Here is a 22,618-nt window from a genome sequence, read left to right as displayed (position 1 = left end):
CTAAAGCCATAAATAACATTTATGGCTTTTTTGTTAGCATATATCTAAAAATAATTTATACTTTTACGGCCGTCAAGGCTTTTACTTTTACTTCGAAAAAAACAGTAAGTTTTGATAAGCAAAGCGCTTATCGTATAATTTTTTCAAATTACGATATGGAAAAGCGTAAATTAAGTTTCTGGGAAATTTGGAACATGAGTTTTGGTTTCTTGGGAATACAAATGGGGTTTGCACTTCAAAATGCAAATGCCAGCAGAATTCTTCAAATTTTTGGTGCCGACGTACATGAACTTTCATGGTTCTGGATTATTGCTCCCCTTATGGGATTAATAGTGCAGCCAATCATTGGTCATTACAGCGATAAAACATGGGGAAGATTCGGCAGACGAAAGCCGTTTTTTCTTGTAGGCGCTATTTTAGCTTCAGTCGGATTAATTTTAATGCCGCAAGCTAATATTTTCATTTCAATTTTACCGGCTTTATGGGTTGGTGCCGGAATGTTAATGATCATGGATGCTTCTTTCAACATTGCCATGGAGCCATTTCGCGCTCTTGTTGGTGATAATTTAAGAACAGATCAGCGAACTGCAGGTTTCAGTATTCAAACCTCTTTAATTGGTTTTGGAGCTGTAATTGGTTCCGCATTGCCTTATGTTTTAACAAAGTACTTTCATGTTTCAAACAGCACAGTTCCGGGGAGCGTACCTTTAAATTTAACTTTATCGTTTATCATTGGCGCTGCAGTTTTAATTGGTTCGATCTTAGTGACCTTATTCACAACAAAAGAGTACACACCAGAAGAGTTAGCAAACTTTGAAGATCCGCAAAATGATGCAATTTCTGATTCTGAGGAAAAATCAAAAATCACAGACATTTTTACCGATTTTGCAAAAATGCCAACAACAATGCGTCAGCTGAGCTGGGTGCAGTTTTTCTCTTGGTTTGGATTATTTGGAATGTGGGTTTTTACAACGCCGGCAATCGCACACCATATTTACGGTTTACCATTAAGCGATACTTCAAGCCAGCAATATCAGGATGCCGGTGACTGGGTCGGAATTCTATTTGGTGTTTACAACTTAGTTTCTGCTATTATCGCTTTATTCTTCTTACCGTACATCGCTAAAAAAATCGGAAGAAAATCAACTCACGCACTTTCACTAATTATTGGTGGAATCGGATTAATCTCTATCTATTTTATGCCAAATGAAGACTGGGTTGTACTGCCAATGATTTTAATTGGAGTTGCCTGGGCGAGTATCCTGGCAATGCCTTACGCCATTCTTGCAGGATCAATTGCTCCAAAAAAGATGGGAGTTTACATGGGAATCTTCAACTTCTTTGTTGTTATTCCACAAATTGTAAATGCCTTAATTGGAGGTCCAATTGTAAAATACCTTTACAATGGAGACGCAATTTATGCCCTAATTACCAGCGGAGTAAGTTTTTTAATTGCCGCTCTTTTAGTCTACAAAGTAAAAGATGTAGATGACACTATTGTAAAATCATAAAGAAGAATTTCCCTAAAATGAACAAAAAAGCCTTCATATTCGATCTTGACGGAGTAATCGTTGATACCGCTAAATACCACTTTTTAGCATGGCAGAAAATTGCACAAGCATTAAATATAAATTTTACACATGAAGACAACGAACTTTTAAAAGGCGTGAGCCGCGTTCGTTCGTTAGATATTATACTCGGATTAGGAAATGTTGAGGCTTCTCAGGAAGACAAAGACAAATGGCTGATTCAGAAAAACGAAGATTATTTATCCTATTTAGTTGACATGGACGAAAGTGAGATTCTTCCAGGAGTTGCTAAAATTCTAAAACTATTAAAAGATAAAAACCAAGGAATTGCATTGGGTTCTGCGAGTAAAAATGCCCGACCAATTCTTGAAAAAACTGGAATTCTTTCGTATTTCGATGTTATTGTTGACGGTAACGATGTTACCAATGCAAAACCAGATCCAGAAGTTTTCTTAAAAGCGGCTCAATTATTAAATATTGATCCAAAAGATTCAATTGTATTTGAAGATTCTGTTGCCGGAATTCAGGCAGCAAATATTGCAGAAATGGTAAGTGTGGGAATTGGTGAGGAAACAATTTTACATGAAGCTGACTATATTTTTAAAGATTTTACCCAAATCGAAACAAGCTTTATTGAAGAGTTAATTGGATAATTAGAAAATGTCTCAATGAGATAATTTATCTCGATGACAAAATATTCTAATGCTGCGATTACTCAAATGAGTGTAAAAAGTTATTAAAAAACCCAGGCAATTATGTAATTATCAAATTGCCACATTATCTAATTTAGAAAATGAATCAAGATTATATAAAACCAGATAATTGGTCAATTATAGAAGAAGGATTTGATGCCGAAAGAGTAAAATCGTCTGAAAGTCTTTTTAGTATCGGTAACGGTGCTATGGGGCAGCGCGCCAATTTTGAAGAAACCTATTCAGCAGAAACTTTTCAAGGAAGTTACATCGCTGGAATCTATTATCCAGACAAAACAAAAGTGGGCTGGTGGAAAAACGGTTATCCGAAATATTTTGCCAAAGTATTAAATGCTCCAAACTGGATTGGAATTGACATTGAAATCAACGAAGAAAATCTAGATTTAAATACTTGTACGGAGGTTAGAAATTTCCGCAGAGAACTAAATATGAAAGAAGGATGGTACAATCGTTCTTTTGAAGCTGTTCTAAAAAACGGAACCGAAATTGCCGTAAATGTTCGTCGTTTTCTTTCATTAGATTTAGATGAAGCGGGAATTATCAAGTACGAAATCACGCCTTTAAACAAAGATGCAAAAATAGTTTACAAACCTTATGTAGACGCTGGTGTAACGAATGAAGATGCCAACTGGGAAGAAAAATTCTGGGAACCGCTTGAAGTTAAAAAAGGCACAAACGAAGCTTTTGTAACAGCGCAGACTTTTAAAACGCATTTTAAAGTAACAACTTTCATGCACAATACGATTTTGGCAAATGATGAAGACATTCACGTTTCACCTTCTACAATCGATTCAACTGCAGACAAAGTTCAATATACTTACGGAACCATTATTGCAAAAGGGCAAACCTCAGCAATTCAAAAAATTGGTGGTTATACAGTTTCTTTAAACCACGAAAACACTTTGGCTGCAGCCGAAAAAGTAATAAAATCTGCTGTTAATTCAGGATACGATGCTTTGCTTCAAAATCAAATCGAGGCTTGGGCAAAAATCTGGGAAATGTCAGATATTACCATTGATGGAGATGTAAAAGCACAACAGGGAATTCGTTTCAATATTTTCCAATTAAATCAAACGTATTTAGGAAAAGATTCTCGTTTGAATATCGGTCCAAAAGGTTTCACCGGAGAAAAATACGGTGGATCAACTTACTGGGACACTGAGGCTTATTGTATTCCGTTTTACATGGCTACAAAAGATCAGCAGGTTGCTCGAAACTTATTGACGTATCGTTACAACCAATTAGACAAAGCAATTGAAAACGCTAAAGATAATTTAGGTTTCAAAAACGGTGCTGCATTGTACCCAATGGTTACCATGAATGGTGAAGAATGCCACAACGAATGGGAAATCACTCACGAAGAAATCCATAGAAACGGTGCAATTGCTTTTGCGATTTACAACTATTACCGTTATACCGGAGATTACTCTTATATTCCTGAAAAAGGTTTAGAAGTTTTAATCGGGATTGCCCGTTTCTGGCACCAGAGAGCTTCTTTCTCAAAACAGAAAAATCAATATGTGATTTTGGGAGTTACCGGACCAAACGAGTACGAAAACAACATCAACAATAATTTCTACACCAATTATATTGCAAAATGGTGTATTGATTTTGCTGCAGAACAAATTGAAAAAGTGGGTTCAGAATATCCTGCAGATCACAAACGCATTTTAGAAAAAGTAAGCCTTTCGGCAGAAGAAATTCAGGAATGGAAAAAAGTGGCCGATGATATGTATTTCCCAACTTCAAAAGAACTTGGAATTTATTTACAGCAAGACGGTTTCTTAGACAAAGATTTAGTTCCGGTTAAAGATTTAGATCGCTCGCAGCGTCCTATTAACCAAAAATGGTCTTGGGATCGTGTTTTACGTTCGCCATATATCAAACAAGCAGACGTTTTACAATGTTTTTATTTCTTCGAAGATCATTTTTCAAGAGAAGAATTAGAAAGAAACTTCGATTTTTATGAATCATTTACGGTTCATGAAAGTTCACTTTCTCCTTGCGTACACTCCATTCAGGCTGCTGTTTTAGACAAAATGGATATGGCATACACTTTCTACTTAAGAACTTCTCGTTTGGATTTGGACGATTATAACAAAGAAGTTGAAGAAGGCTGCCACATCACTTCAATGGCCGGAACATGGATGAGTATTGTAGAAGGTTTTGGCGGAATGAGAGTAAAAAATGACCAATTGCATTTCTCTCCAAAAATCCCAAAAGAATGGAAAGGGTATTCTTTTAAAATTAATTTTAGAAATCAAATTTTAAAAGTAGCTGTAAATCATAACGAAACAACATTTACTGTAGATGGCGATCAAGATTTAACAATTGTATTTAATGGAAATCCTGTAATTGCAAGTAAATTTGTACAAATAAATTAAATTACAATACTCTAAAAATCAAAAAACATGAAAAACTTATTTTTCGCAAGTTTAATTTTGTTTGCGTTTAGCACCGTTGCAACAGCGCAGCAATTAAAATCACCCGAAGGCAAGTTCGTAATGGAATTTTCTCTTCAAAACGACGGAACTCCAACCTACAATTTAAAATACAAAAACAAAGAAGTTGTAAAAACCAGTAAATTAGGTCTTGAACTTAAAGATGATAAAAAATCTTTGTTAAACGATTTTACGGTTGTTGATACTAAAACTACAGCTTTTGATGAAACTTGGAAACCAGTTTGGGGAGAAGTAGATCACATCAGAAATCATTATAACGAATTAGCTGTTACCTTAAATCAAAAAGGAACAGACAGACAAATCGTAATTCGTTTCCGTTTATTCGATGACGGTTTAGGATTTAGATATGAATTCCCTGCTCAAAAGAATCTTACTTACTTTACTATTAAAGAAGAAAGATCTCAATTTGCAATGACTGGAGATCATACTGCTTTCTGGATTCCAGGAGATTACGATACTCAGGAATACGATTATACAAAATCGAAATTATCTGAAATCAGAGGTTTATCTGAAAAAGCATATACAGCAAACGTTTCTCAAAAGAACTTTTCTCCAACTGGAGTTCAGACTTCTTTGATGTTAAAAACGAATGATGGAATCTACATCAACTTACACGAAGCTGCTTTGATTGACTATTCTTGTATGCACTTGAATTTAGACGATAAAAATCTTGTTTTCGAATCTTGGTTAACTCCAGATGCAAAAGGCGACAAAGGTTATATGCAGGCTCCAAGCCATTCGCCGTGGCGAACAATTATGGTGAGCGATGACGCTAGAGAAATCTTAGCTTCAAAAATGACTTATAACTTAAACGATCCTTCAAAAATCGACGAGACTTCTTGGATTAAACCAGTAAAATACGTTGGTGTTTGGTGGGAAATGATTACAGGAAAAAGTTCTTGGTCATACACAAATGATTATCCAACAGTACAATTGGGAGTTACTGATTTCGCAAAAGCAAAACCAAACGGAACACACGGAGCAAACAACGCTAACGTAAAAAAATACATTGATTTTGCTGCTGCAAATGGTTTCGATGCTGTTTTGGTTGAAGGTTGGAACGAAGGTTGGGAAGACTGGTTTGGGCATTCTAAAGATTATGTTTTTGATTTCTTGACTCCTTACCCGGATTTTGATGTAAAAGGTCTGCACGAATACGCAAAATCTAAAGGTGTAAAAATCATCATGCACCACGAGACTTCAGGTTCTGTTCGTAACTACGAGCGCCATATGGATGCAGCTTATAAATTCATGAACGATAACGGATACGATGCTGTAAAAAGCGGTTATGTTGGAGATATTTTACCTCGCGGTGAAAACCACTACAGCCAATGGATTGTGAACCATTATCAATATGCAATTGAAAAAGCGGCTGATTATAAAATTATGGTGAACGCTCACGAAGCAGTTCGCCCAACAGGAATTGCAAGAACGTATCCTAACTTAATTGGAAACGAAGCTGCAAGAGGAACAGAATATCAAGCTTTTGGAGGTTCTAAACCAAATCACGTTACGGTTTTACCATTTACACGTTTAATTGGTGGACCAATGGATTATACGCCTGGAATCTTCGAAATGGATATCAGCAAAATGAATCCTGAAAATACATCTCATGTAAATAGTACCATTGCAAACCAATTGGCTTTATACGTTACTATGTACAGTCCGTTGCAAATGGCTGCTGATACTCCAGAGAACTACAATCGTTTTCCAGATGCATTCCAATTCATTAAAGATGTAGCGGTAGACTGGTCTGAAAGTAAATATATCGAGGCTGAACCTGGAGATTTTATCACAGTTGCACGTAAAGCAAAAGGAACAAACAACTGGTTCGTTGGAAACGTAAATGGAGAAACTCCTCGTACCTCAAACATCGATTTCAGTTTCCTTGAAAAAGGTAAAAAATACACCGCAACAATTTATGCTGATGCAAAAGATGCGCATTACAAAACAAATCCGCAAGCTTATACTATCAAGAAAATTGCTGTAACAAACAAATCAAAATTATCTCAGTTATCTGCTCCTGGAGGAGGTTATGCGATAAGTATTATTGAAAATAAATAATTTAATTAACCATATAAGAAATGTAAGTCCATTTAAATAGAAATCTCTAGTTTTTGTCTTAAATGTTCTTACATTTCTTATATGGTTTAAATTCTATTCACTATGAAAAACCTAAAAATAAACTATCATATCTTTAGATTAATACTATTGGTTTTGTTGTTTTCCGCTTCCGCGAAAGCGCAAATCCAAAAAGTAGAACCGCCTTTCTGGTATGCAGGAATGAAAAATTCGGAACTGCAAATTATGTTTTACGGAAAAAATATTGCACAATATGAAGCTTCGGTTTCAAATAATGTGGTAATTAAAAATGTAGAAACAACAGAAAACCCAAATTACCTTTTCGTAACAATTGATACAAAAGATGTAAAGGCTTCTGAATTAGTTTTCTCTTTCAAAAACAATAATAAAGTTGCCTTCAAACAAAAATATGTTCTTAAAGAAAGAAGAGCGAATTCTGCCGACAGAAAAAGTTATGATGCATCAGATATGATGTATTTAATAATGCCGGATCGTTTTGCTAACGGGAACCCTAAAAACGACAGCGATACTTCTTTAACAGAAAAAGGAAACCGCGCAGAGCCAGGCGGGCGTCACGGTGGTGATATCGAGGGAATCATTAAAAACTTAGATTACATTTCGTCTCTTGGTGCAACTACAATCTGGAGCACGCCTTTATGCGAAGACAATGACAAACAGCATTCATACCACACTTACGGTCAATCTGATGTTTATAAAATTGATCCTCGTTATGGAACGAATGATGACTACGCTCGTTTATCTGCAGAAATGCACAAAAAGAACATGAAACTAGTGATGGATTATGTTACCAATCACTGGGGAATTACACACTGGATGATGAAAGATATTCCAACCAAAACATGGTTCAATCAATTCGAGACTTTCACACAAACACACCACAGACGTGAAGTAATTACAGATATCCATGCTTCAAAAATAGATCAGGAAGTTTGTGTTGACGGCTGGTTTGTACCTTCCATGCCGGATTTGAATTTAAGAAATCCTTTGGTTGCAAAATACTTAACTCAAAACGCAATCTGGTGGATTGAGTTTGCAAATCTTGACGGTTTTAGAGTAGATACTTATAACTATTCGGATAAAACGGCAATGGCCGAATGGGCGAAATCAATCACAAACGAATATCCTAATTTCAATATTGTTGGAGAAATCTGGATGCACAATCAGGCGAATTTAGCTTTTTGGCAGAAAGACAGTAAAATTGGTGCAATTGAAAATTACAATTCGAATCTGCCAAGTGTAATGGATTTTACGCTTCAAAGTCAGGTTACTTCTGCTTTCAATGAAGACGAACCAAGCTGGGACAATGGGTTGATTAAATTCTACAACAATTTTGCGATGGATTATTTATATCCAAATACAAATAACATTTTGGTTTTTGCCGAAAATCATGATACCGACCGTATGAATGATAAGTTCAAATACGACCTTCCAAAATACAAACTTGCCATGACTTTATTGGCGACAGTTCGCGGAATTCCGCAATTGTACTATGGTTCAGAAATCGGAATGGGCGGCGACAAAAGCAAAGGCGATGCCGATATTCGTCAGGATTTTCCAGGCGGATGGGCTGGCGATAAAAACAACGCTCTGACTGCAGCAGGAAGAACGCCTGAACAAGCGAAATACTTCGATTTTACTGCAAAATTATTCAACTGGAGAAAATCAAATGAAGCGGTTCATTTCGGAAAAATGACGCATTATATTCCAGAAAATAACACCTATGTATATTTCAGATATACCGATGCTAAAACTGTTATGGTAGTTTTCAATAACAATGCAAAAGAGCAAGTTGTGAAAACAAATCGTTTCAAAGAAAGCATCAAAAACTTTAAATCAGGAAAAGATGTTATTACTGGAAAAACATTTGATTTAAGTTCAGAAATTACATTGGAACCAAAATCAGCTTTAGTTTTAGAATTGGAATAGTTTTAAACATACAGTATATATTGTAGAGACGCACAGCTGTGCGTCTACGCAAACTTTTTCCGCCAAGATTTCACGAATTTATAAAACAATAATTCGTGAATTCGTGGCGGAATTTTTTATTATACGCCATTCTTTCTGTATCTTTAAGATTCATAATCATTTCAATGAATAACGACAATACTCAAAAGCCACCTTTCATCTGGGAAGGAGCAAACGTTTACTTTTTACTTACCGATCGTTTTTACAACGGAAATCCTTCAAACGATATCAATTTTAACAGAACCAAAACCCCGGGAAAATTACGCGGTTTTGAAGGCGGTGACATCATCGGAATTATCAAAAAAATCGACGAAGGCTATTTTGATGAATTAGGAATAAATGCTATTTGGCTTACGCCGATTGTTGAACAAATTCATGATGGTGTTGACGAAGGAACTGGTCTTAGCTATGGCTTTCATGGTTATTGGGCAAAAGATTGGACGGCTTTAGACCCTAACTTCGGAACTAAAGAAGATTTGGCAAATCTGGTAAAAAAAGCCCACGAAAAAGGCATTAGAATTCTGCTTGACGGCGTTATCAATCATACCGGACCTGTAACTGAAGAAGATCCGATGTGGCCAGAAGACTGGGTTAGAACTGGAATTGTATGCGATTATAAATCATTTGAAAACACAACAATGTGTACTTTGGTTGATAATCTTCCAGATGTACGTACCGAAAGTAATCAGGAAGTTGAACTGCCCGTTTTCTTAATTGAAAAATGGAAAAATGAAGGCCGTTACGAAAAAGAAATCGCTTCACTAGATGAATTTTTCAAAAGAACAAATTACCCCAGAACGCCAAAATATTACATCATAAAGTGGTTAACCGATTATATTCTCGAATTCGGAATTGACGGCTACAGAGCCGATACTGTAAAACATACCGATGAAGATGTTTGGGTTGATTTTAGAAAAGAATGCGATTATGCATTTGAAACTTGGAAAAAGCATCATCCGCTTGAAGTTTTAGATCAAAATCCTTTTTATACAATTGCGGAAGTTTACGGTTATGAAATAAGCACCGGACTGGATTATGATTTTGGAGACCGAAAAGTAAACTATTTTGAAAACGGCTTTGACTGCATGATTAATTTTGAATTTAAATTGGATGCTCAAAACGATTATGAAGTTATATTTTCGAAGTATTCAGAAAAACTACAAAATGAATTAAAAGGATTCAGCGTTCTTAATTATATATCCTCACACGACGACCCTACTCCCTTTGATGCCAATAGAATCCGAACTTTTGAAGCCGGAACAAAATTATTACTTTCACCCGGAATGTCACAGATTTATTATGGTGATGAAACAGGTCGTTCTCTTGTAATTGAAGGTACAGAAGGCGATGCTACTTTACGATCTTTTATGAATTGGGATGATGTTGAGAATAATTCTGAAACTCAAAGAATACTCTGGCATTGGCAAAAACTGGGTCAATTTCGCAGAAATCATCCCGCGGTTGGGGCAGGAATACACAATATGATTTCAGATCAGCCGTATATTTTCTCCAGAAGTTTTTCTAAAGTTAATTATAAAGATGAAGTGGTAATTGGTTTAGATTTGGGAACTGGGCGAAAAGAACTTCCTGTAGATTCTATCTTTAAAGATGGCACAAAACTAAAAGATGCTTTTTCAGGAAATGAAACAGAAGTTCAAAACGGAAAAGCAATAATCGATTCTGAATACGGACTTGTTTTATTAGAACAGATTTGAAATTTTTCTCTCGCAGATTTTAAAATCATTTTAATCCTTTAATCTGTGGCTATTATTTTTCCTTTGCTCCTTTGTACCTTTGCAACTCTGAACCTTTATAAAATGAATATTTTAAAGATTGCACATCGCGGCGCCAAAGCCTACGAACCTGAAAATACTTTAAAAGCTTTTCAGAAAGCATTAGAATTAAATTCAGACGGGATTGAACTTGATGTTCACTTAAGCGCTGACGAACAAATCATCGTAATTCACGACGAAACAATAGACAGAACTACTAACGGAAAAGGTTTAGTAAACACTTTTTCTCTTTCTGAATTAAAATCGTTTTTGATTGATGGAAAATATCAAATTCCAACTTTAAATGAAGTTTTTGATTTGGTTGACAAAAAATGCCTGATCAATATTGAATTGAAAGGTCTAGGAACTCCAAGCAAGGTGGTGCAGTTAATTGAACAATATATTTTAGAAAAAAACTGGAATTACAACCATTTTATAATTTCAAGTTTTGATTGGAATATGCTGGAGGAAACATCAAACTTAAATCCGAATATTCCGATTGGTGTTTTAACAGAAGAAAATCTCGATACCGCTCTGGCTTTCGCCGAAAAAATTAAAGCAAAAGCCATTCATCCAGATTTTGATTTATTGAATATCGAAAATGTAAAGAAAATTCAAGAAAAAGGATTTTTAGTTTTGCCTTGGACAGTAAACTCAAAAGAAGATATTCAAAAAGTAAAAAGTTACAACGTAAACGGAATTATCTCTGATAATCCAGATAAAATATAAAGTTTAAATAGCCACGACCCGAGCGATAGCGAATAGGCAAAGCAATTCACGAATTTGTATTCTGATAGATTGTCAAAAAATAATTCGTGAATTCGTGGCAAAAAACAAAATATGATTAAAAATTTCGACATAATAATTGTTGGCGGAGGCGCTGCAGGTTTTTTTACGGCTATTAATATTGCAGAAAAGAATCCCAAACTTAAAATTGCCATTTTAGAAAGAGGAAAAGAAGTCCTTTCTAAAGTACGTGTTTCCGGGGGCGGAAGATGCAACGTAACGCACGCTTGTTTTGAACCTAACGAACTGGTTAAATTTTATCCGCGAGGCGAAAAAGAACTTCGAGGTCCCTTTCATCAATTTTGTTCGGGAGATACAATCGAATGGTTTGAAAAACATGGCGTAGAATTAAAAATCGAAGAAGACGGCAGAATGTTTCCTGTTTCTAATTCATCACAAACCATAATTGATTGTTTTTTAAAAGCAACTGAAAAATTAGGTATAAAAGTGCTGACAGGGCAAAGTGTACAGTCAATCTTTAAAAAAGAAAATCACTGGAAAATTGATACACAAAGCGATAATTTCGCGACAGAAAAATTAGTAATGGCAACAGGAAGCAACCCAAAAATATGGGAAATGCTTCAACAGCACGGACATGCAGTAGTAAGTCCCGTCCCTTCCCTATTTACTTTCAATATCAAAGATTCCCGAATTAAAGAACTACCCGGCGTTGCAGCACAAGTTACCGTACATGTAAAAGATACCAAACTAGAATCTACTGGTCCTTTGTTAATTACGCATTGGGGAATGAGCGGACCTGCAATCTTGAAACTTTCGGCTTGGGGCGCTCGCATCTTACACGATAAAAATTATCAGTTTACGATTTTCGTCAACTGGTTAAATGATGTTGATTTTGAAGATGCCGAAAAAACCTTAAAAGATCTAAAACAGGAACACGCGAAAAAAGCCGTTTCCAAAAAATCTCCTTTTGATTTTCCGAATCGTTTATGGGAAAGTCTGGTTTTGGCTTCTGGAATTGAAATAGAAACAAAATGGGCAGATTTATCTAAAGTCCAATTGCAAAATTTAACTTCTCAACTCACAAAAGCCGAATTTAAAGTAAACGGAAAAAGTACATTTAAAGAAGAATTTGTAACAGCTGGCGGCATTGATTTAAAAGAAATTAACTTTAAAACCATGGAAAGTAAAATTCATCAAAACCTTTATTTTGCCGGCGAAATTGTAAATATCGACGCTATTACGGGAGGTTTTAATTTTCAGAATGCCTGGACAAGCGGGTTTATTTTGGCTCAAAATATTTAATAGAATGAAATTTAAAGGAATTATTTTTGATTTAGACGGAACATTAGTAAACTCATTAGAAGACATTTCAGATGCCATGAATACAGTTCTTCAAGGTCTAAATTACCCAACTCATACTTACGATACGTATCAATATTTTATCGGAAGCGGTTTGCGAAATTTGGTTAGCAAAGCTCTACCAGCTTCTAATAATGGCGAAGAACAAATTGAAATTTGTTTTGACTGCATGGTTAATGAATATCGTAAAGTTTGTACGCTTAAAACAAAACCGTACGAAGGTATTTTAGAATTATTAGACAATCTATCTTCTCAAAATATCAAATTAGCAGTTTTCTCTAATAAAGCCGATGAGCTGACTAAAAAAATAGCTGCAGAAATATTTCCAGATTATTTTGATGCTGCAGTTGGTTTAAGTACTGAAGCATTAAAAAAACCAAATCCGTTTGAAGCGCTAGAAATAAGCAAAAAATGGAATTTAAAACCCGAAGAAATTCTTTTCGTAGGTGATTCTGATATTGATATGCAGACAGCAATAAATGCAAATATGTTTTCTGTTGGAGTTTCTTGGGGCTACAGAACTGAAGAAGAATTGAAAGCAAGCGGCGCCAAATTGGTTATTAATACTCCATCGCAATTAATTCAGTATTGTAAAAATATCGGAATTAAATATTAACAAGAATTTACAGATTCTGCAAGTTTTCATTAAGACAATTCTAATAATTTTACTTTCAACTAGATACCACTATATGAAAGTAAAATTACTCACCACAATTTCTTTTTTTACATACCAGCTTAGTATTTCTCAAACCGAAAAACTATTAAACGGAAAAGTACTTTCGCAGAAGATACCACTTCATAAAGTGGAAGTAATAAATAAAACAGCCAAAACCAGCACAACCACAAATGAAAATGGCGAGTTTTCGATTCTGGTTAGTGTGAAAGATAGTGTGCTGTTTTTCTCAAAAGACTATTTCTTCAAAAGATTAAAAATTTCTCAGGAAAATATAGATCAGAATAATATCATTGTGAATATGGTTTTGAAACCAGAAGAACTAAATGAAGTAGTAATTACAAACATAAAATTTCCCAAAGTTGGTCCAGCAGATGAGAATTCTACTATCATTCCTAAACCTGGATTACAATCTTATACTGGTGTTTACAATGGAACAATTACCAACGGAATGAATTTCATGGCAATTGGAGGCAGCATTTTTAGCTTATTTAAAAGCAAAGATGCAAAAGCTAAAAGCAAGAATAAACAACACGAACTGACCTTTAAAAAACTACTCGAATCGACTGTTCCTCTAGATTATTTTACAAACGATTTAAAATTAAAACCTGACGAAAAAGAATTATTCATTGATTTCTGTGATGCGGATCCTCATGCTGCAACTATTTTAAAAGAGAAAAATCTACTTTACACTTTGGACTTTTTGTTTACTAAAAATCAAGAATTTAAAAAACTGAATTCTGGAATTAAAAACTAAAGTCATTTTTATATGAAAGTAAAACTACCTACTACTATTTCTTTTTTAACTTATCAACTTAGTATTTCTCAAACAGAAAAATTGCTTCACGGAAAAGTAATCTCTAATAAAACTCCTCTCGATAAAGTAGAAGTTATAAATAAAACAGCTAAAACCAGTACTAGAACAAATGAGCGGGGAGAATTCTCCAATTACGATCCAAAATCTAAAACACTACTAGAGAAATCAAATGATTTGGAATTATTAGATTTTCTATATGCTAAAAAGGAAGAATTTAAGAAGCTAAAATAGCTTAACCTGAAACAAAAAAAACCTGAAACTTGAAACAAAATTTTTACTTATTCAACCACCAAATACTAGCATTCAAAACCGCTGCAAATCCAACCCAGGCCAAATACGGAATCAATAAATAACCAGCCGTTTTATTGATTTTGATAAACTTTAAATAAGTTTCGTAAATCATAAGCCATAAAAGTGCAATTTCAACTAAAGCAAGCATCGGATTTTTTAAGCCGAAGAATAAATACGACCAAATTGCATTCAGAATAAGTTGAATTATAAAGAAAAGAAGTGCTTTTTTAACTTCTTCTGTCTGCTCTTTTATTTTATCCCAGACTATTCCCGCAGCAACCGCCATAAAAATGTAAAGAATTGTCCATACCGGCATGAAAATCCAGTTCGGCGGATTAAAAATTGGTTTTTCAATAGTCGGATACCAGCTTTCTACACTTGGTCTTGTTACCAAACTGGCAGAATATCCTACTGCTAAACAAATGATTAAAGCGATTACGATCTTAACTATTTTATTCATTACATTAAATTTTGTATTCAAAAATAGTCAAAAGAAATGTTTAATCCATGTTAGAAATATAAGTTCATTTTAGAAAACCTAACTTATATTTCTTAAATAACTTATATGGCGAAAAAATTTAAAAACTATCTTTGCCAAAATTTATAATTCATGTTTACAGCAGCTGATTTTATACCAAATTCTTATACTTCAACAATCGAAAACGGAAACTTTGAGTGGAGCGCTCCCAGCAATATTGCCTTAGTAAAATACTGGGGGAAAAAAGACAATCAAATTCCAGCAAATCCTTCGGTAAGTTTTACACTTAATAATTGTAAAACGATTACAAAATTAGGTTTTGAAAAAAGGGCCGATCAAAATAGTTTTTCATTTGATTTACTTTTTGAAGGAAAACCAAAAGAAGATTTTAAACCAAAAATTCAAAAGTTTTTAGAAAGAGTCGAAGTGTATCTGCCGTTTTTAAAAGACTATCATTTTACAATTGATACACAGAATACATTTCCTCACAGTTCTGGAATTGCTTCTTCGGCTTCAGGAATGGCTGCGCTGGCAATGAATTTTATGAGTTTGGAAAAATTATTGAATCCTGAAATGACAGATGAATACTTTTATCAAAAAGCTTCATTTTTGGCTCGTTTAGGTTCCGGAAGTGCCTGTAGAAGTGTAAAGGGAAATGTTGTGGTTTGGGGAAATCAAGCAAATATTGACGGAAGTACTGATTTATTTGGGGTTGAATTTCCATATAGTATTCATGAAAACTTCAAGAATTATCAAGATACAATTTTATTGGTTGATAAAGGCGAAAAACAAGTTTCGAGTACTGTTGGCCATGATTTAATGCACAATCATCCGTACGCCGAAAGACGTTTTGCCCAGGCGCACGAAAATTTAGATCAATTAATCAAGATTTTTGAAAACGGTAATTTAGATGAATTTATCAAAGTTGTAGAAAGTGAAGCTTTGACTTTACACGCTATGATGATGACATCGATGCCCTATTTTATTTTGATGAAACCAAATACGCTGCAAATCATAAATGCAATTTGGAAATTTAGAAATGAAACACAGATTCCAGTATGTTTTACACTTGATGCTGGTGCAAATGTGCATGTCCTTTATCCCGAAAACGTTACCGAAAAAGTATTGCAATTTATTCAAGACGAATTAGTTGTATTTTGTCAGAATCGTCAGTACATTTGCGACAAAATTGGGAACGGTGCAATTGCATTATAATTTTCCGTATCTTTAATTAAATATTTTGATTATGGACATTCAATTAGAAAAACTTGAAGCGATGAATATGTTGAAAGAAACTAATGATCCTTCAATCATTATGGCTGTTGCAAAATTGCTAAGAAAAGAGAAAAAAGACTGGTGGAATGAGTTGACAGATGAACAAAAAGCAGATGTAGCTCAAAGTGAATTAGAATTTGAAAAAGGAGAATTTACTAGTTTTGAAGAGGTGATGAAAAAATACAGGTAGTGAATCTTAAAGTAAATATTTCCAAAACGGCTGAAAAGAATCTAGATGCTGTTTTAAATTTTATTGAAAACAAATGGTCTAAGAAATCGAAAGAAATATTTTTGTTGAAACTTCAAAAAGCAATTTCAATAATAAGTATGAATCCCGAAATTTTTCCTAAATCATCAGTAAATAAAAAATATCGAAAATGTGTCATAACAAAACAATCAAGTTTCTTGTATAGTTTTGGCTCAAATGAGATCAGGATTCACAATATTTTTGACACACGACAAAACCCAAATAAAATAAAAAAAGACATAAAATAAATCATGAAAGGACCATTATTTTACTCAAAAATATTACTCTTTGGAGAATACGGAATTATCCGAGACTCTAAAGGACTTTCTATTCCTTATAATTTTTATAATGGTGCATTGAAGAAATCCGAAGAACCTTCGGCGGAAGCAATTGCATCAAACGCAAGTTTGAGACGTTACACAACTTATCTTGATGCCTTACAGACTGAACAGCCTGAATTGGTTACATTCGATTTGCTGTCTTTAAAAAATGATGTTGAAACCGGAATGTATTTTGATTCTAGTATTCCGCAGGGATACGGCGTTGGAAGCAGCGGTGCGCTTGTTGCCGCTATTTATGATAAATATGCTACCGACAAAATCACAGTTTTAGAAAACTTAACACGCGAAAAACTATTACATTTAAAAAATGTTTTCTCTCAAATGGAAAGCTTTTTCCACGGAAAAAGTTCTGGTTTAGATCCGTTAAACAGTTATTTAAGTATCCCGATTTTAATTAATTCTAAAGATAATATTGAAGCAACCGGCATTCCAACTCAAAGTTTTGACGGGAAAGGTGCTGTCTTTTTACTAGATTCTGGAATCGTTGGCGAAACCGCTCCTATGGTTAACATTTTCATGGAAAACCTAAAAGATAAAGGTTTCCGTGCAATGCTTAAAAACCAATTTGTTAAATATACAGATGCCTGCGTAGAAAACTTTCTGCATGGAGATATGACGTCTTTGTTTACCAATACTAAAAAACTTTCTAAAGTTGTTTTAAATCACTTTAAACCAATGATTCCAGAACAGTTTCATGGAATCTGGCAGCACGGAATTGACACAAATGATTATTACTTAAAACTTTGTGGTTCTGGTGGCGGCGGTTACATTCTTGGCTTCACAGAAGATTTGGAACGTGCAAAGGCATCTTTAAAAGACTATAAATTAGAAGTCGTTTATCAGTTTTAATTTTCTAAAAGCGAAGTTATTTGAGTAGATTTTCATAAGTTTTCATCCTAAAAGTTATTTATTATGAAAAGCATTTTTAAAATACTCAAAGCAACTTTTTTAGGAGGAATTCTGTTTTTAGTACCTTTAGTTGTATTGCTTGTTATTCTTGAAAAAGGATATGGCATTATTCAAAAAGTCACTCTTCCACTTGTAAACCATCTTCCGAGAGTACATGTTTTAGGAATTGCTCTGCAAGAACTCATTGGAATACTAATAATTATTCTTATTTGTTTCGCCGCGGGTTTATTAGCAAGAACCGCTAACGCTAAAAAATTGATTCAGAAATTAGAAAATGGAGTTTTAAGTTTTGTTCCTGGATATTCATTTATGAAAAACATGAATGAAAACATTATAGGAATTGAGTCTAATCAAGATTTAAAAGTCATTCTTGTTCCTACAGATGCCGGCTGGCAATTTGCATTCTTGATAGAACAAATAGACGAAAGCACTTTTACTGTTTTTATTCCCGATGCCCCGAATCCGTGGAGTGGTTCTGTTGTTTTCGTTGACAAAAAAGACATCAAAAATATTGAGATTTCTCAAAAAGAAGCGCTGGCATGCATAAGAAAATTAGGCTATGGCTCTAAAGAATTGTTAAAAAACAAACTGTAAATTTTTATAATCAAAAATATCCTTTAACTTCCCTTTTCTAAACCTTTACAAACTATTTTATATGTTAAGCAGACAGCACAAACTTTTAGTAATGAAAATTGTTAGTCTGTTTTCTGTAGTTAGAGGTTACAATATTCCAATTATAGTCTTAGCGCAGTATTTATCGGCTATTTTTATTTTGGCTCCAGAAATTAGAGCACTGGATATACTTCTTGATTTCCATCTATTTCTAATTGTTTTTGCATCAGCGATTACGATTGCTTCGGGCTATATTATCAATAATTTTTACGATAGTCAGAAAGATTTGATTAATCGTCCGAATAAATCAATGCTGGACAGATTAGTGAGTCAGAAAACTAAATTATCGGTTTATTTTTCTTTGAATTTTCTTGCTGTTTTAATGGCTTTTATTGTTTCCTGGAGAGCATTTTTTTTCTTCTCGGGTTATATTTTCATGATTTGGTTTTATTCTCATAAAATAAAAAAATATCCAATAATAGGGAATTTAATGTCTGCACTGCTGGCTGTTACTCCGTTTTTTGCCATATTACTGTATTTCTACAATAAAATTTCGTTTGAGGAAATTGAAAATCATATGAGTCATTTTGTAGTGATTTCGGCACATGCAGTTTTCTTGTTTTTACTTTTGCTGATTCGAGAAATGATCAAAGATCTAGAAAACTTGAAAGGGGATTTAGTAACAGATTATAGAACAATTCCTGTTTTGTATGGCGAAAAAATCTCTAAACAAGTTATTACTGCTTTAACGATTTTAACCATTTTACCTGTTTATGTTTTAATCAATATTTACGATGTGGGTTATATGGATATTTACTTTTATGCCTGCTTTGGGGTTTTGCTTTTTTTCTTGATTTATTTATGGAAATCAAATTCTAAAGAGCAGTTTTTAATGCTTCATAATGTTTTGAAATTCTTAATCGTTTCGGGCGTTTTCTGCATTGTTTTGATCAATCCGAGCGTTTTATGGCATGGGCGCGAATTGATTTCTAATTACTAAGTTTTTATTCCACTGAGATGCGCTAAGAGATTCGCAAAGATTTTTTGGGTTGCTCTTTATAAACTTTGTGAATCTTTGTGCAATAACTTATTCCAAAATATTTAAAAGAAGCCAATTGTTTGAATCCAGCCCCGATTGAAGTGGAAATCTTTTTATTTTTTCCTTTAAAAAATAAAAAATTGGAACGAAAAGCGGGAAATAATGCCTGAAAAAAAGCCAATTGTGATGCTCCTTTCTTCTTAAAACAAAATGCTATTAATCTAAGAACATTGAACTTAAGATTTATTAGCAGGAAAAAACTATCTTTGCACAAATTAATGATTTTATGAACAACAAGGAAGGCAATAATAAAAGAGGCGGATCTAGACCAAACAGCTCAAGATCAAACTCTAGTAAGCCAAAACCTCCTATGGCGAAACGTGCGCAAGGGCCGAAAAAAGTAAAACCGGAGGTTAAAGCCGCTAATGCTGCTGCGGAAGAAAAAGCAAAAAAACAAAATCAGGCTCCGAAAAGACAAAAGGCTTCAGATGAAATTCGTTTAAACAAATACATCTCGAATTCTGGTATTTGTTCGCGTCGTGATGCCGATATCTATATTCAGTCTGGAAATGTTAAGGTAAACGGAGTTCCAGTAACTGAAATGGGTTATTTGGTTAAACTGAATGATGTAGTAAACTTTGACGGCGTTACTTTGACTCCTGAAAAGAAAGAATATATTTTATTAAACAAACCAAAAAACTTTACAACAGCTCTTGACGAAGGTCAGGAATATCGTAACGTTCTAGAACTTGTTCGTGGTTCTACGAATTCGAAAATCGCTCCGATTGGAAGAATGGACAAGAACACGACTGGTTTATTGGTGTTTACAAACGACACAGACATGATTCGTAAATTTACTTTACCGAATCAGAAATCGTCTAAAATTTATCAGGTTTCTTTAGACAAAAACTTGAAATTTGAGGATTTGGAAAAAATCAGCAAAGGTTTGGTTCTTGACGGACACCGCGTTTTTGTTGAGGAAATCAGCTATATTGATAACGAACCAAAAAGTGAAATCGGACTTAAACTTCGTACTTCGAATGTAAAAGTGGTGCGTTCTATTTTTGAGTCTTTTGAATATAATGTATTACGAATTGATCGTGTTGCATTTGCTGGTTTGACCAAAAAGAATCTTCCTAGAGGAAACTGGCGCTTTTTGACTGACCAAGAGATCATCAATTTGAAAAACGCTAAATAGTTTTTCAAATTTTGAATAATAACAAATCCTGTTTTCTTAGAAAATGGGATTTTTTTATTTTAGAAACTAAAGAAATTATGTCCGAATAGAGTAAATATGGATCTTCCGATAGATTGATTTTTGTCTTCTACTGTTTCGTAGCATGAAAAACCGAGTATGATTTTGATTCCGGGAGGAATACTGTTTAAAATGTCTCTTTTTTGGTCTTCGAGAAGTAATTTTAAACTTTCTAATAATTGAAGATTATTTCTTAAGTAGGAAACTACAAGCAGTGCTGAAAAGTTAAGTATTTCTCTGGCAGTTTCGCTTTTGATGCCGACTTCGTTTGAAACCATTTCTGAAATTCTTCCTTTTTTATTTGAAAATAATTCTTTCAGAAAATCATTTCCTTCCAAACGGTAGCAGTCATCAACTGATAAAATTCTGCCTGCATTAAAATCTATTTCTTGGTAAAATGTTGAATCTTCTTTTAACATTGAAACTATTTCAGAGTAAAAATCAGATTCTTCGGCTTTGTTGTAGAGACCCATTAAAATTGTACCGATCGAGACATCAATTCCCTTAATAAGCAGGGCATCATTTTCAAAATAAAACTTGTTTAACTTGGAGACAACATTAGATGAAATAAAACGTCTAAGTTCAATTTGTAGGTTTGGGGTCATACGCTTAACTTATTAAGAAACATTATTTTAAACTGGATCGAAATAATCGATAAAGTGAGGCTTTTTATCGTTTATCGTGATAAAAATATAAAATAAATTAACATTTCCAAAAAATAAGTTAAAATTTTACGCAAATAATAACCCGAAATTAACATAAAAAATCTCGTAACACCTGTAAACACAACCGTTTCGTTCTCAAATGAAAAACAAAGAAAGTTAAGAAAAATTTGACGTTTTTAATCAAAACCCAACGCCGAAATTCGAAATTGTTATATAATTAAAATAAAATGTTTCGATATTTCCATATTGTACTTAAAAATATGCCCAGATATATAATGCAAAACATAAAGTTGATAAAACTCGAAGCAAGGAATCCGAGCAATGATCCAGTAGCAGCTTTTAGAGCACGTTTATGATTTTGGGAATCATACAATAACTCTCCGATTAATGCACCCAAAAAAGGTCCGATTATCACTCCAAACGGAATTGGCGCTAAAATTCCAATGACTAGACCAATATTTGTCCCCCAGACTCCGTAAGAACTGCCTCCGAACTTTTTGGTTCCTCGGGAGGGAATTACATAATCTAATATTGTGATAACCACCATTAAAACAAACGTAATACCTAAAAGCCAATAATTATTTTCTACTGCTTTGGTTAGATAAAGTAATAATAAACCAACCCAGCAGCTTGATAATCCAGGCAAAACAGGAAGAAAGCTTCCAAAAACACCCACAATCATGCATATAAAGCCTAGTGCAACTAAAAGTAAATCCATATAGTTTTGATAAATTTGTTCTTACAAATTACTATTTTATTTTTTGCTATCCAAACTTTAAAATTGTACCTTTAAAATATGAAGATTCCGCATAATTGAAGGAATCTCTAAAAAAAATAATCGTATTTTTGTCTATTCATTCAACATTACAATCTTGAGGCCGTTTTCACTTTTTTTCATCTGTATCATCTTTAATTCTTGTCAATATTTTGAGAAGCAGGTTCCGTCTGAAAAAGAATTACTTCAAAAAGAATTAAAATCAATCAATTGGAAAGAAGTAGACGAATATCCATCTGTCTCAAATTGTGAAAAAATAGCCGATAAAAAACTTCGCCAGCAATGCTTTTTTGATGTAATGTCTGATCTTATTGAGGAAAAACTAAACGTGGATACTCTATCTATTATGTATCCAGAATTGGACACTATTGAAGTAAAAGTAACAATTTTTCCAAATGCAACCATGAAGTTTGAGCCTCAGTTCCCTAAAGATTCTGTTGCTTATGATACTATAAAAATTGACAGCATTTTACACGCCCGTCTGGTTGATTTTCCAAAAGTTAATCCAGCTATAAAGCGCGGTATTCCAGTAAAAACACAATTTATTCTGCCTGTAATTTTGAAAGCAAAAGAATAGTTTTAGTTTCTTTT

21 protein-coding genes are annotated in these 22,618 nt (G+C 33.9%); 18 read left to right on the top strand and 3 right to left on the bottom strand.

All coding sequences use genetic code 11. The features are described from left to right. Positions 1-155: 155 nt before the first annotated feature. The 11 genes from HYN86_RS06490 (at position 156) to HYN86_RS06440 (ending at position 14,371) form a co-directional block, all read left to right on the top strand. Positions 156-1,511, top strand: coding sequence for an MFS transporter (locus HYN86_RS06490; RefSeq protein WP_113677307.1), 1,356 nt, complete (start codon positions 156-158; stop codon positions 1,509-1,511). Positions 1,512-1,528: 17 nt separating this feature from the next. Continuing rightward, a complete protein-coding gene (gene pgmB / locus HYN86_RS06485; RefSeq protein ID WP_113677306.1) occupies positions 1,529-2,182 on the top strand; it encodes a beta-phosphoglucomutase in 654 nt (217 codons plus the stop codon). A 140-nt stretch (positions 2,183-2,322) separates the two neighbouring features. Beyond that, positions 2,323-4,626: a glycoside hydrolase family 65 protein gene (locus HYN86_RS06480; RefSeq protein WP_113677305.1), complete on the top strand. Its 2,304-nt coding sequence runs from the start codon at positions 2,323-2,325 to the stop codon at positions 4,624-4,626. A 27-nt stretch (positions 4,627-4,653) separates the two neighbouring features. Further along, positions 4,654-6,768 carry a glycoside hydrolase family 97 protein gene (locus HYN86_RS06475; protein ID WP_113677304.1) on the top strand — a complete coding sequence of 705 codons (2,115 nt, stop codon included), beginning with the start codon at positions 4,654-4,656 and terminating at the stop codon, positions 6,766-6,768. A gap of 102 nt (positions 6,769-6,870) precedes the next feature. Further along, on the top strand, positions 6,871-8,733 hold the full coding sequence (locus HYN86_RS06470) for a glycoside hydrolase family 13 protein (RefSeq protein WP_113677303.1): 1,863 nt from the start codon (positions 6,871-6,873) through the stop codon (positions 8,731-8,733). Positions 8,734-8,897: 164 nt separating this feature from the next. Further along, positions 8,898-10,487 carry an alpha-amylase family glycosyl hydrolase gene (locus HYN86_RS06465; protein WP_113677302.1) on the top strand — a complete coding sequence of 530 codons (1,590 nt, stop codon included), beginning with the start codon at positions 8,898-8,900 and terminating at the stop codon, positions 10,485-10,487. A 102-nt stretch (positions 10,488-10,589) separates the two neighbouring features. Next, positions 10,590-11,273 (top strand): glycerophosphodiester phosphodiesterase, encoded by a 684-nt coding sequence (locus HYN86_RS06460; protein ID WP_113677301.1) that lies wholly within the window; start codon positions 10,590-10,592, stop codon positions 11,271-11,273. A 111-nt stretch (positions 11,274-11,384) separates the two neighbouring features. Further along, positions 11,385-12,593, top strand: a complete 1,209-nt coding sequence (locus HYN86_RS06455; protein ID WP_113677300.1) for a BaiN/RdsA family NAD(P)/FAD-dependent oxidoreductase — start codon at positions 11,385-11,387, stop codon at positions 12,591-12,593. Between the two features lie 4 nt (positions 12,594-12,597). Continuing rightward, the gene (locus HYN86_RS06450) at positions 12,598-13,266 is read left to right on the top strand and encodes an HAD family hydrolase (RefSeq protein WP_113679868.1); all 669 of its coding nucleotides are present in this window, start codon (positions 12,598-12,600) and stop codon (positions 13,264-13,266) included. 73 nt (positions 13,267-13,339) lie between these two features. Next, positions 13,340-14,080, top strand: a complete 741-nt coding sequence (locus tag HYN86_RS06445; protein ID WP_113677299.1) for a hypothetical protein — start codon at positions 13,340-13,342, stop codon at positions 14,078-14,080. A gap of 12 nt (positions 14,081-14,092) precedes the next feature. Beyond that, positions 14,093-14,371: a hypothetical protein gene (locus HYN86_RS06440; RefSeq protein WP_113677298.1), complete on the top strand. Its 279-nt coding sequence runs from the start codon at positions 14,093-14,095 to the stop codon at positions 14,369-14,371. Between the two features lie 43 nt (positions 14,372-14,414). On the opposite strand, the gene HYN86_RS06435 is transcribed toward HYN86_RS06440, so the two are convergent. Continuing rightward, a complete protein-coding gene (locus HYN86_RS06435) occupies positions 14,415-14,891 on the bottom strand; it encodes a TspO/MBR family protein (protein WP_113677297.1) in 477 nt (158 codons plus the stop codon). A 150-nt stretch (positions 14,892-15,041) separates the two neighbouring features. Here HYN86_RS06435 and HYN86_RS06430 point away from each other — a divergent pair, with 150 nt between their 5' ends. The 6 genes from HYN86_RS06430 to HYN86_RS06395 all read left to right on the top strand — a co-directional run bounded on the left by HYN86_RS06430 (position 15,042) and on the right by HYN86_RS06395 (position 20,530). Further along, the gene (locus HYN86_RS06430; RefSeq protein WP_113677296.1) at positions 15,042-16,124 is read left to right on the top strand and encodes a diphosphomevalonate/mevalonate 3,5-bisphosphate decarboxylase family protein; all 1,083 of its coding nucleotides are present in this window, start codon (positions 15,042-15,044) and stop codon (positions 16,122-16,124) included. A 31-nt stretch (positions 16,125-16,155) separates the two neighbouring features. Beyond that, positions 16,156-16,374 (top strand): hypothetical protein, encoded by a 219-nt coding sequence (locus HYN86_RS06425; RefSeq protein ID WP_113677295.1) that lies wholly within the window; start codon positions 16,156-16,158, stop codon positions 16,372-16,374. 308 nt (positions 16,375-16,682) lie between these two features. Then, positions 16,683-17,621 (top strand): mevalonate kinase family protein, encoded by a 939-nt coding sequence (locus HYN86_RS06415; RefSeq protein ID WP_113677293.1) that lies wholly within the window; start codon positions 16,683-16,685, stop codon positions 17,619-17,621. 63 nt (positions 17,622-17,684) lie between these two features. Further along, positions 17,685-18,275, top strand: a complete 591-nt coding sequence (locus HYN86_RS06410) for a DUF502 domain-containing protein (RefSeq protein ID WP_113677292.1) — start codon at positions 17,685-17,687, stop codon at positions 18,273-18,275. A gap of 61 nt (positions 18,276-18,336) precedes the next feature. Further along, positions 18,337-19,293 (top strand): geranylgeranylglycerol-phosphate geranylgeranyltransferase, encoded by a 957-nt coding sequence (locus HYN86_RS06405; RefSeq protein WP_113677291.1) that lies wholly within the window; start codon positions 18,337-18,339, stop codon positions 19,291-19,293. A 325-nt stretch (positions 19,294-19,618) separates the two neighbouring features. Continuing rightward, entirely contained in the window at positions 19,619-20,530 is a 912-nt protein-coding gene (locus HYN86_RS06395) for a pseudouridine synthase (RefSeq protein WP_113677289.1), read from the top strand. A gap of 59 nt (positions 20,531-20,589) precedes the next feature. Here HYN86_RS06395 and HYN86_RS06390 read toward each other — a convergent pair whose 3' ends face one another. Both HYN86_RS06390 and HYN86_RS06385 read right to left on the bottom strand, forming a co-directional pair. Then, positions 20,590-21,192 (bottom strand): DUF937 domain-containing protein, encoded by a 603-nt coding sequence (locus HYN86_RS06390; protein WP_113677288.1) that lies wholly within the window; start codon positions 21,190-21,192, stop codon positions 20,590-20,592. A 277-nt stretch (positions 21,193-21,469) separates the two neighbouring features. Further along, positions 21,470-21,970, bottom strand: coding sequence for a DUF456 domain-containing protein (locus tag HYN86_RS06385; protein ID WP_113677287.1), 501 nt, complete (start codon positions 21,968-21,970; stop codon positions 21,470-21,472). A 154-nt stretch (positions 21,971-22,124) separates the two neighbouring features. Between HYN86_RS06385 and HYN86_RS06380 the strand changes: the two genes are divergently transcribed. Beyond that, positions 22,125-22,604 (top strand): hypothetical protein, encoded by a 480-nt coding sequence (locus HYN86_RS06380; RefSeq protein ID WP_057115932.1) that lies wholly within the window; start codon positions 22,125-22,127, stop codon positions 22,602-22,604. The last annotated feature ends 14 nt before the right edge of the window (positions 22,605-22,618 follow it).

This window comes from Flavobacterium fluviale (assembly GCF_003312915.1).
GTDB classification, from domain to species: domain Bacteria; phylum Bacteroidota; class Bacteroidia; order Flavobacteriales; family Flavobacteriaceae; genus Flavobacterium; species Flavobacterium fluviale.
The sequence above is the reverse complement of the archived record's forward strand: the minus strand, read 5'-3'. Positions and strand labels throughout refer to the sequence as shown.

Excerpts from the sequence above, each read along its gene's own strand:
- HYN86_RS06490 (WP_113677307.1), top strand. The coding sequence starts at position 156 with ATGGAAAAGCGTAAATTAAGTTTCTGGGAAATTTGGAACATGAGTTTT.
- pgmB (WP_113677306.1), top strand. The coding sequence starts at position 1,529 with ATGAACAAAAAAGCCTTCATATTCGATCTTGACGGAGTAATCGTTGAT.
- HYN86_RS06480 (WP_113677305.1), top strand. The coding sequence starts at position 2,323 with ATGAATCAAGATTATATAAAACCAGATAATTGGTCAATTATAGAAGAA.
- HYN86_RS06475 (WP_113677304.1), top strand. The coding sequence starts at position 4,654 with ATGAAAAACTTATTTTTCGCAAGTTTAATTTTGTTTGCGTTTAGCACC.
- HYN86_RS06470 (WP_113677303.1), top strand. The coding sequence starts at position 6,871 with ATGAAAAACCTAAAAATAAACTATCATATCTTTAGATTAATACTATTG.
- HYN86_RS06465 (WP_113677302.1), top strand. The coding sequence starts at position 8,898 with ATGAATAACGACAATACTCAAAAGCCACCTTTCATCTGGGAAGGAGCA.
- HYN86_RS06460 (WP_113677301.1), top strand. The coding sequence starts at position 10,590 with ATGAATATTTTAAAGATTGCACATCGCGGCGCCAAAGCCTACGAACCT.
- HYN86_RS06455 (WP_113677300.1), top strand. The coding sequence starts at position 11,385 with ATGATTAAAAATTTCGACATAATAATTGTTGGCGGAGGCGCTGCAGGT.
- HYN86_RS06450 (WP_113679868.1), top strand. The coding sequence starts at position 12,598 with ATGAAATTTAAAGGAATTATTTTTGATTTAGACGGAACATTAGTAAAC.
- HYN86_RS06445 (WP_113677299.1), top strand. The coding sequence starts at position 13,340 with ATGAAAGTAAAATTACTCACCACAATTTCTTTTTTTACATACCAGCTT.
- HYN86_RS06440 (WP_113677298.1), top strand. The coding sequence starts at position 14,093 with ATGAAAGTAAAACTACCTACTACTATTTCTTTTTTAACTTATCAACTT.
- HYN86_RS06435 (WP_113677297.1), bottom strand. The coding sequence starts at position 14,891 with ATGAATAAAATAGTTAAGATCGTAATCGCTTTAATCATTTGTTTAGCA.
- HYN86_RS06430 (WP_113677296.1), top strand. The coding sequence starts at position 15,042 with ATGTTTACAGCAGCTGATTTTATACCAAATTCTTATACTTCAACAATC.
- HYN86_RS06425 (WP_113677295.1), top strand. The coding sequence starts at position 16,156 with ATGGACATTCAATTAGAAAAACTTGAAGCGATGAATATGTTGAAAGAA.
- HYN86_RS06415 (WP_113677293.1), top strand. The coding sequence starts at position 16,683 with ATGAAAGGACCATTATTTTACTCAAAAATATTACTCTTTGGAGAATAC.
- HYN86_RS06410 (WP_113677292.1), top strand. The coding sequence starts at position 17,685 with ATGAAAAGCATTTTTAAAATACTCAAAGCAACTTTTTTAGGAGGAATT.
- HYN86_RS06405 (WP_113677291.1), top strand. The coding sequence starts at position 18,337 with ATGTTAAGCAGACAGCACAAACTTTTAGTAATGAAAATTGTTAGTCTG.
- HYN86_RS06395 (WP_113677289.1), top strand. The coding sequence starts at position 19,619 with ATGAACAACAAGGAAGGCAATAATAAAAGAGGCGGATCTAGACCAAAC.
- HYN86_RS06390 (WP_113677288.1), bottom strand. The coding sequence starts at position 21,192 with ATGACCCCAAACCTACAAATTGAACTTAGACGTTTTATTTCATCTAAT.
- HYN86_RS06385 (WP_113677287.1), bottom strand. The coding sequence starts at position 21,970 with ATGGATTTACTTTTAGTTGCACTAGGCTTTATATGCATGATTGTGGGT.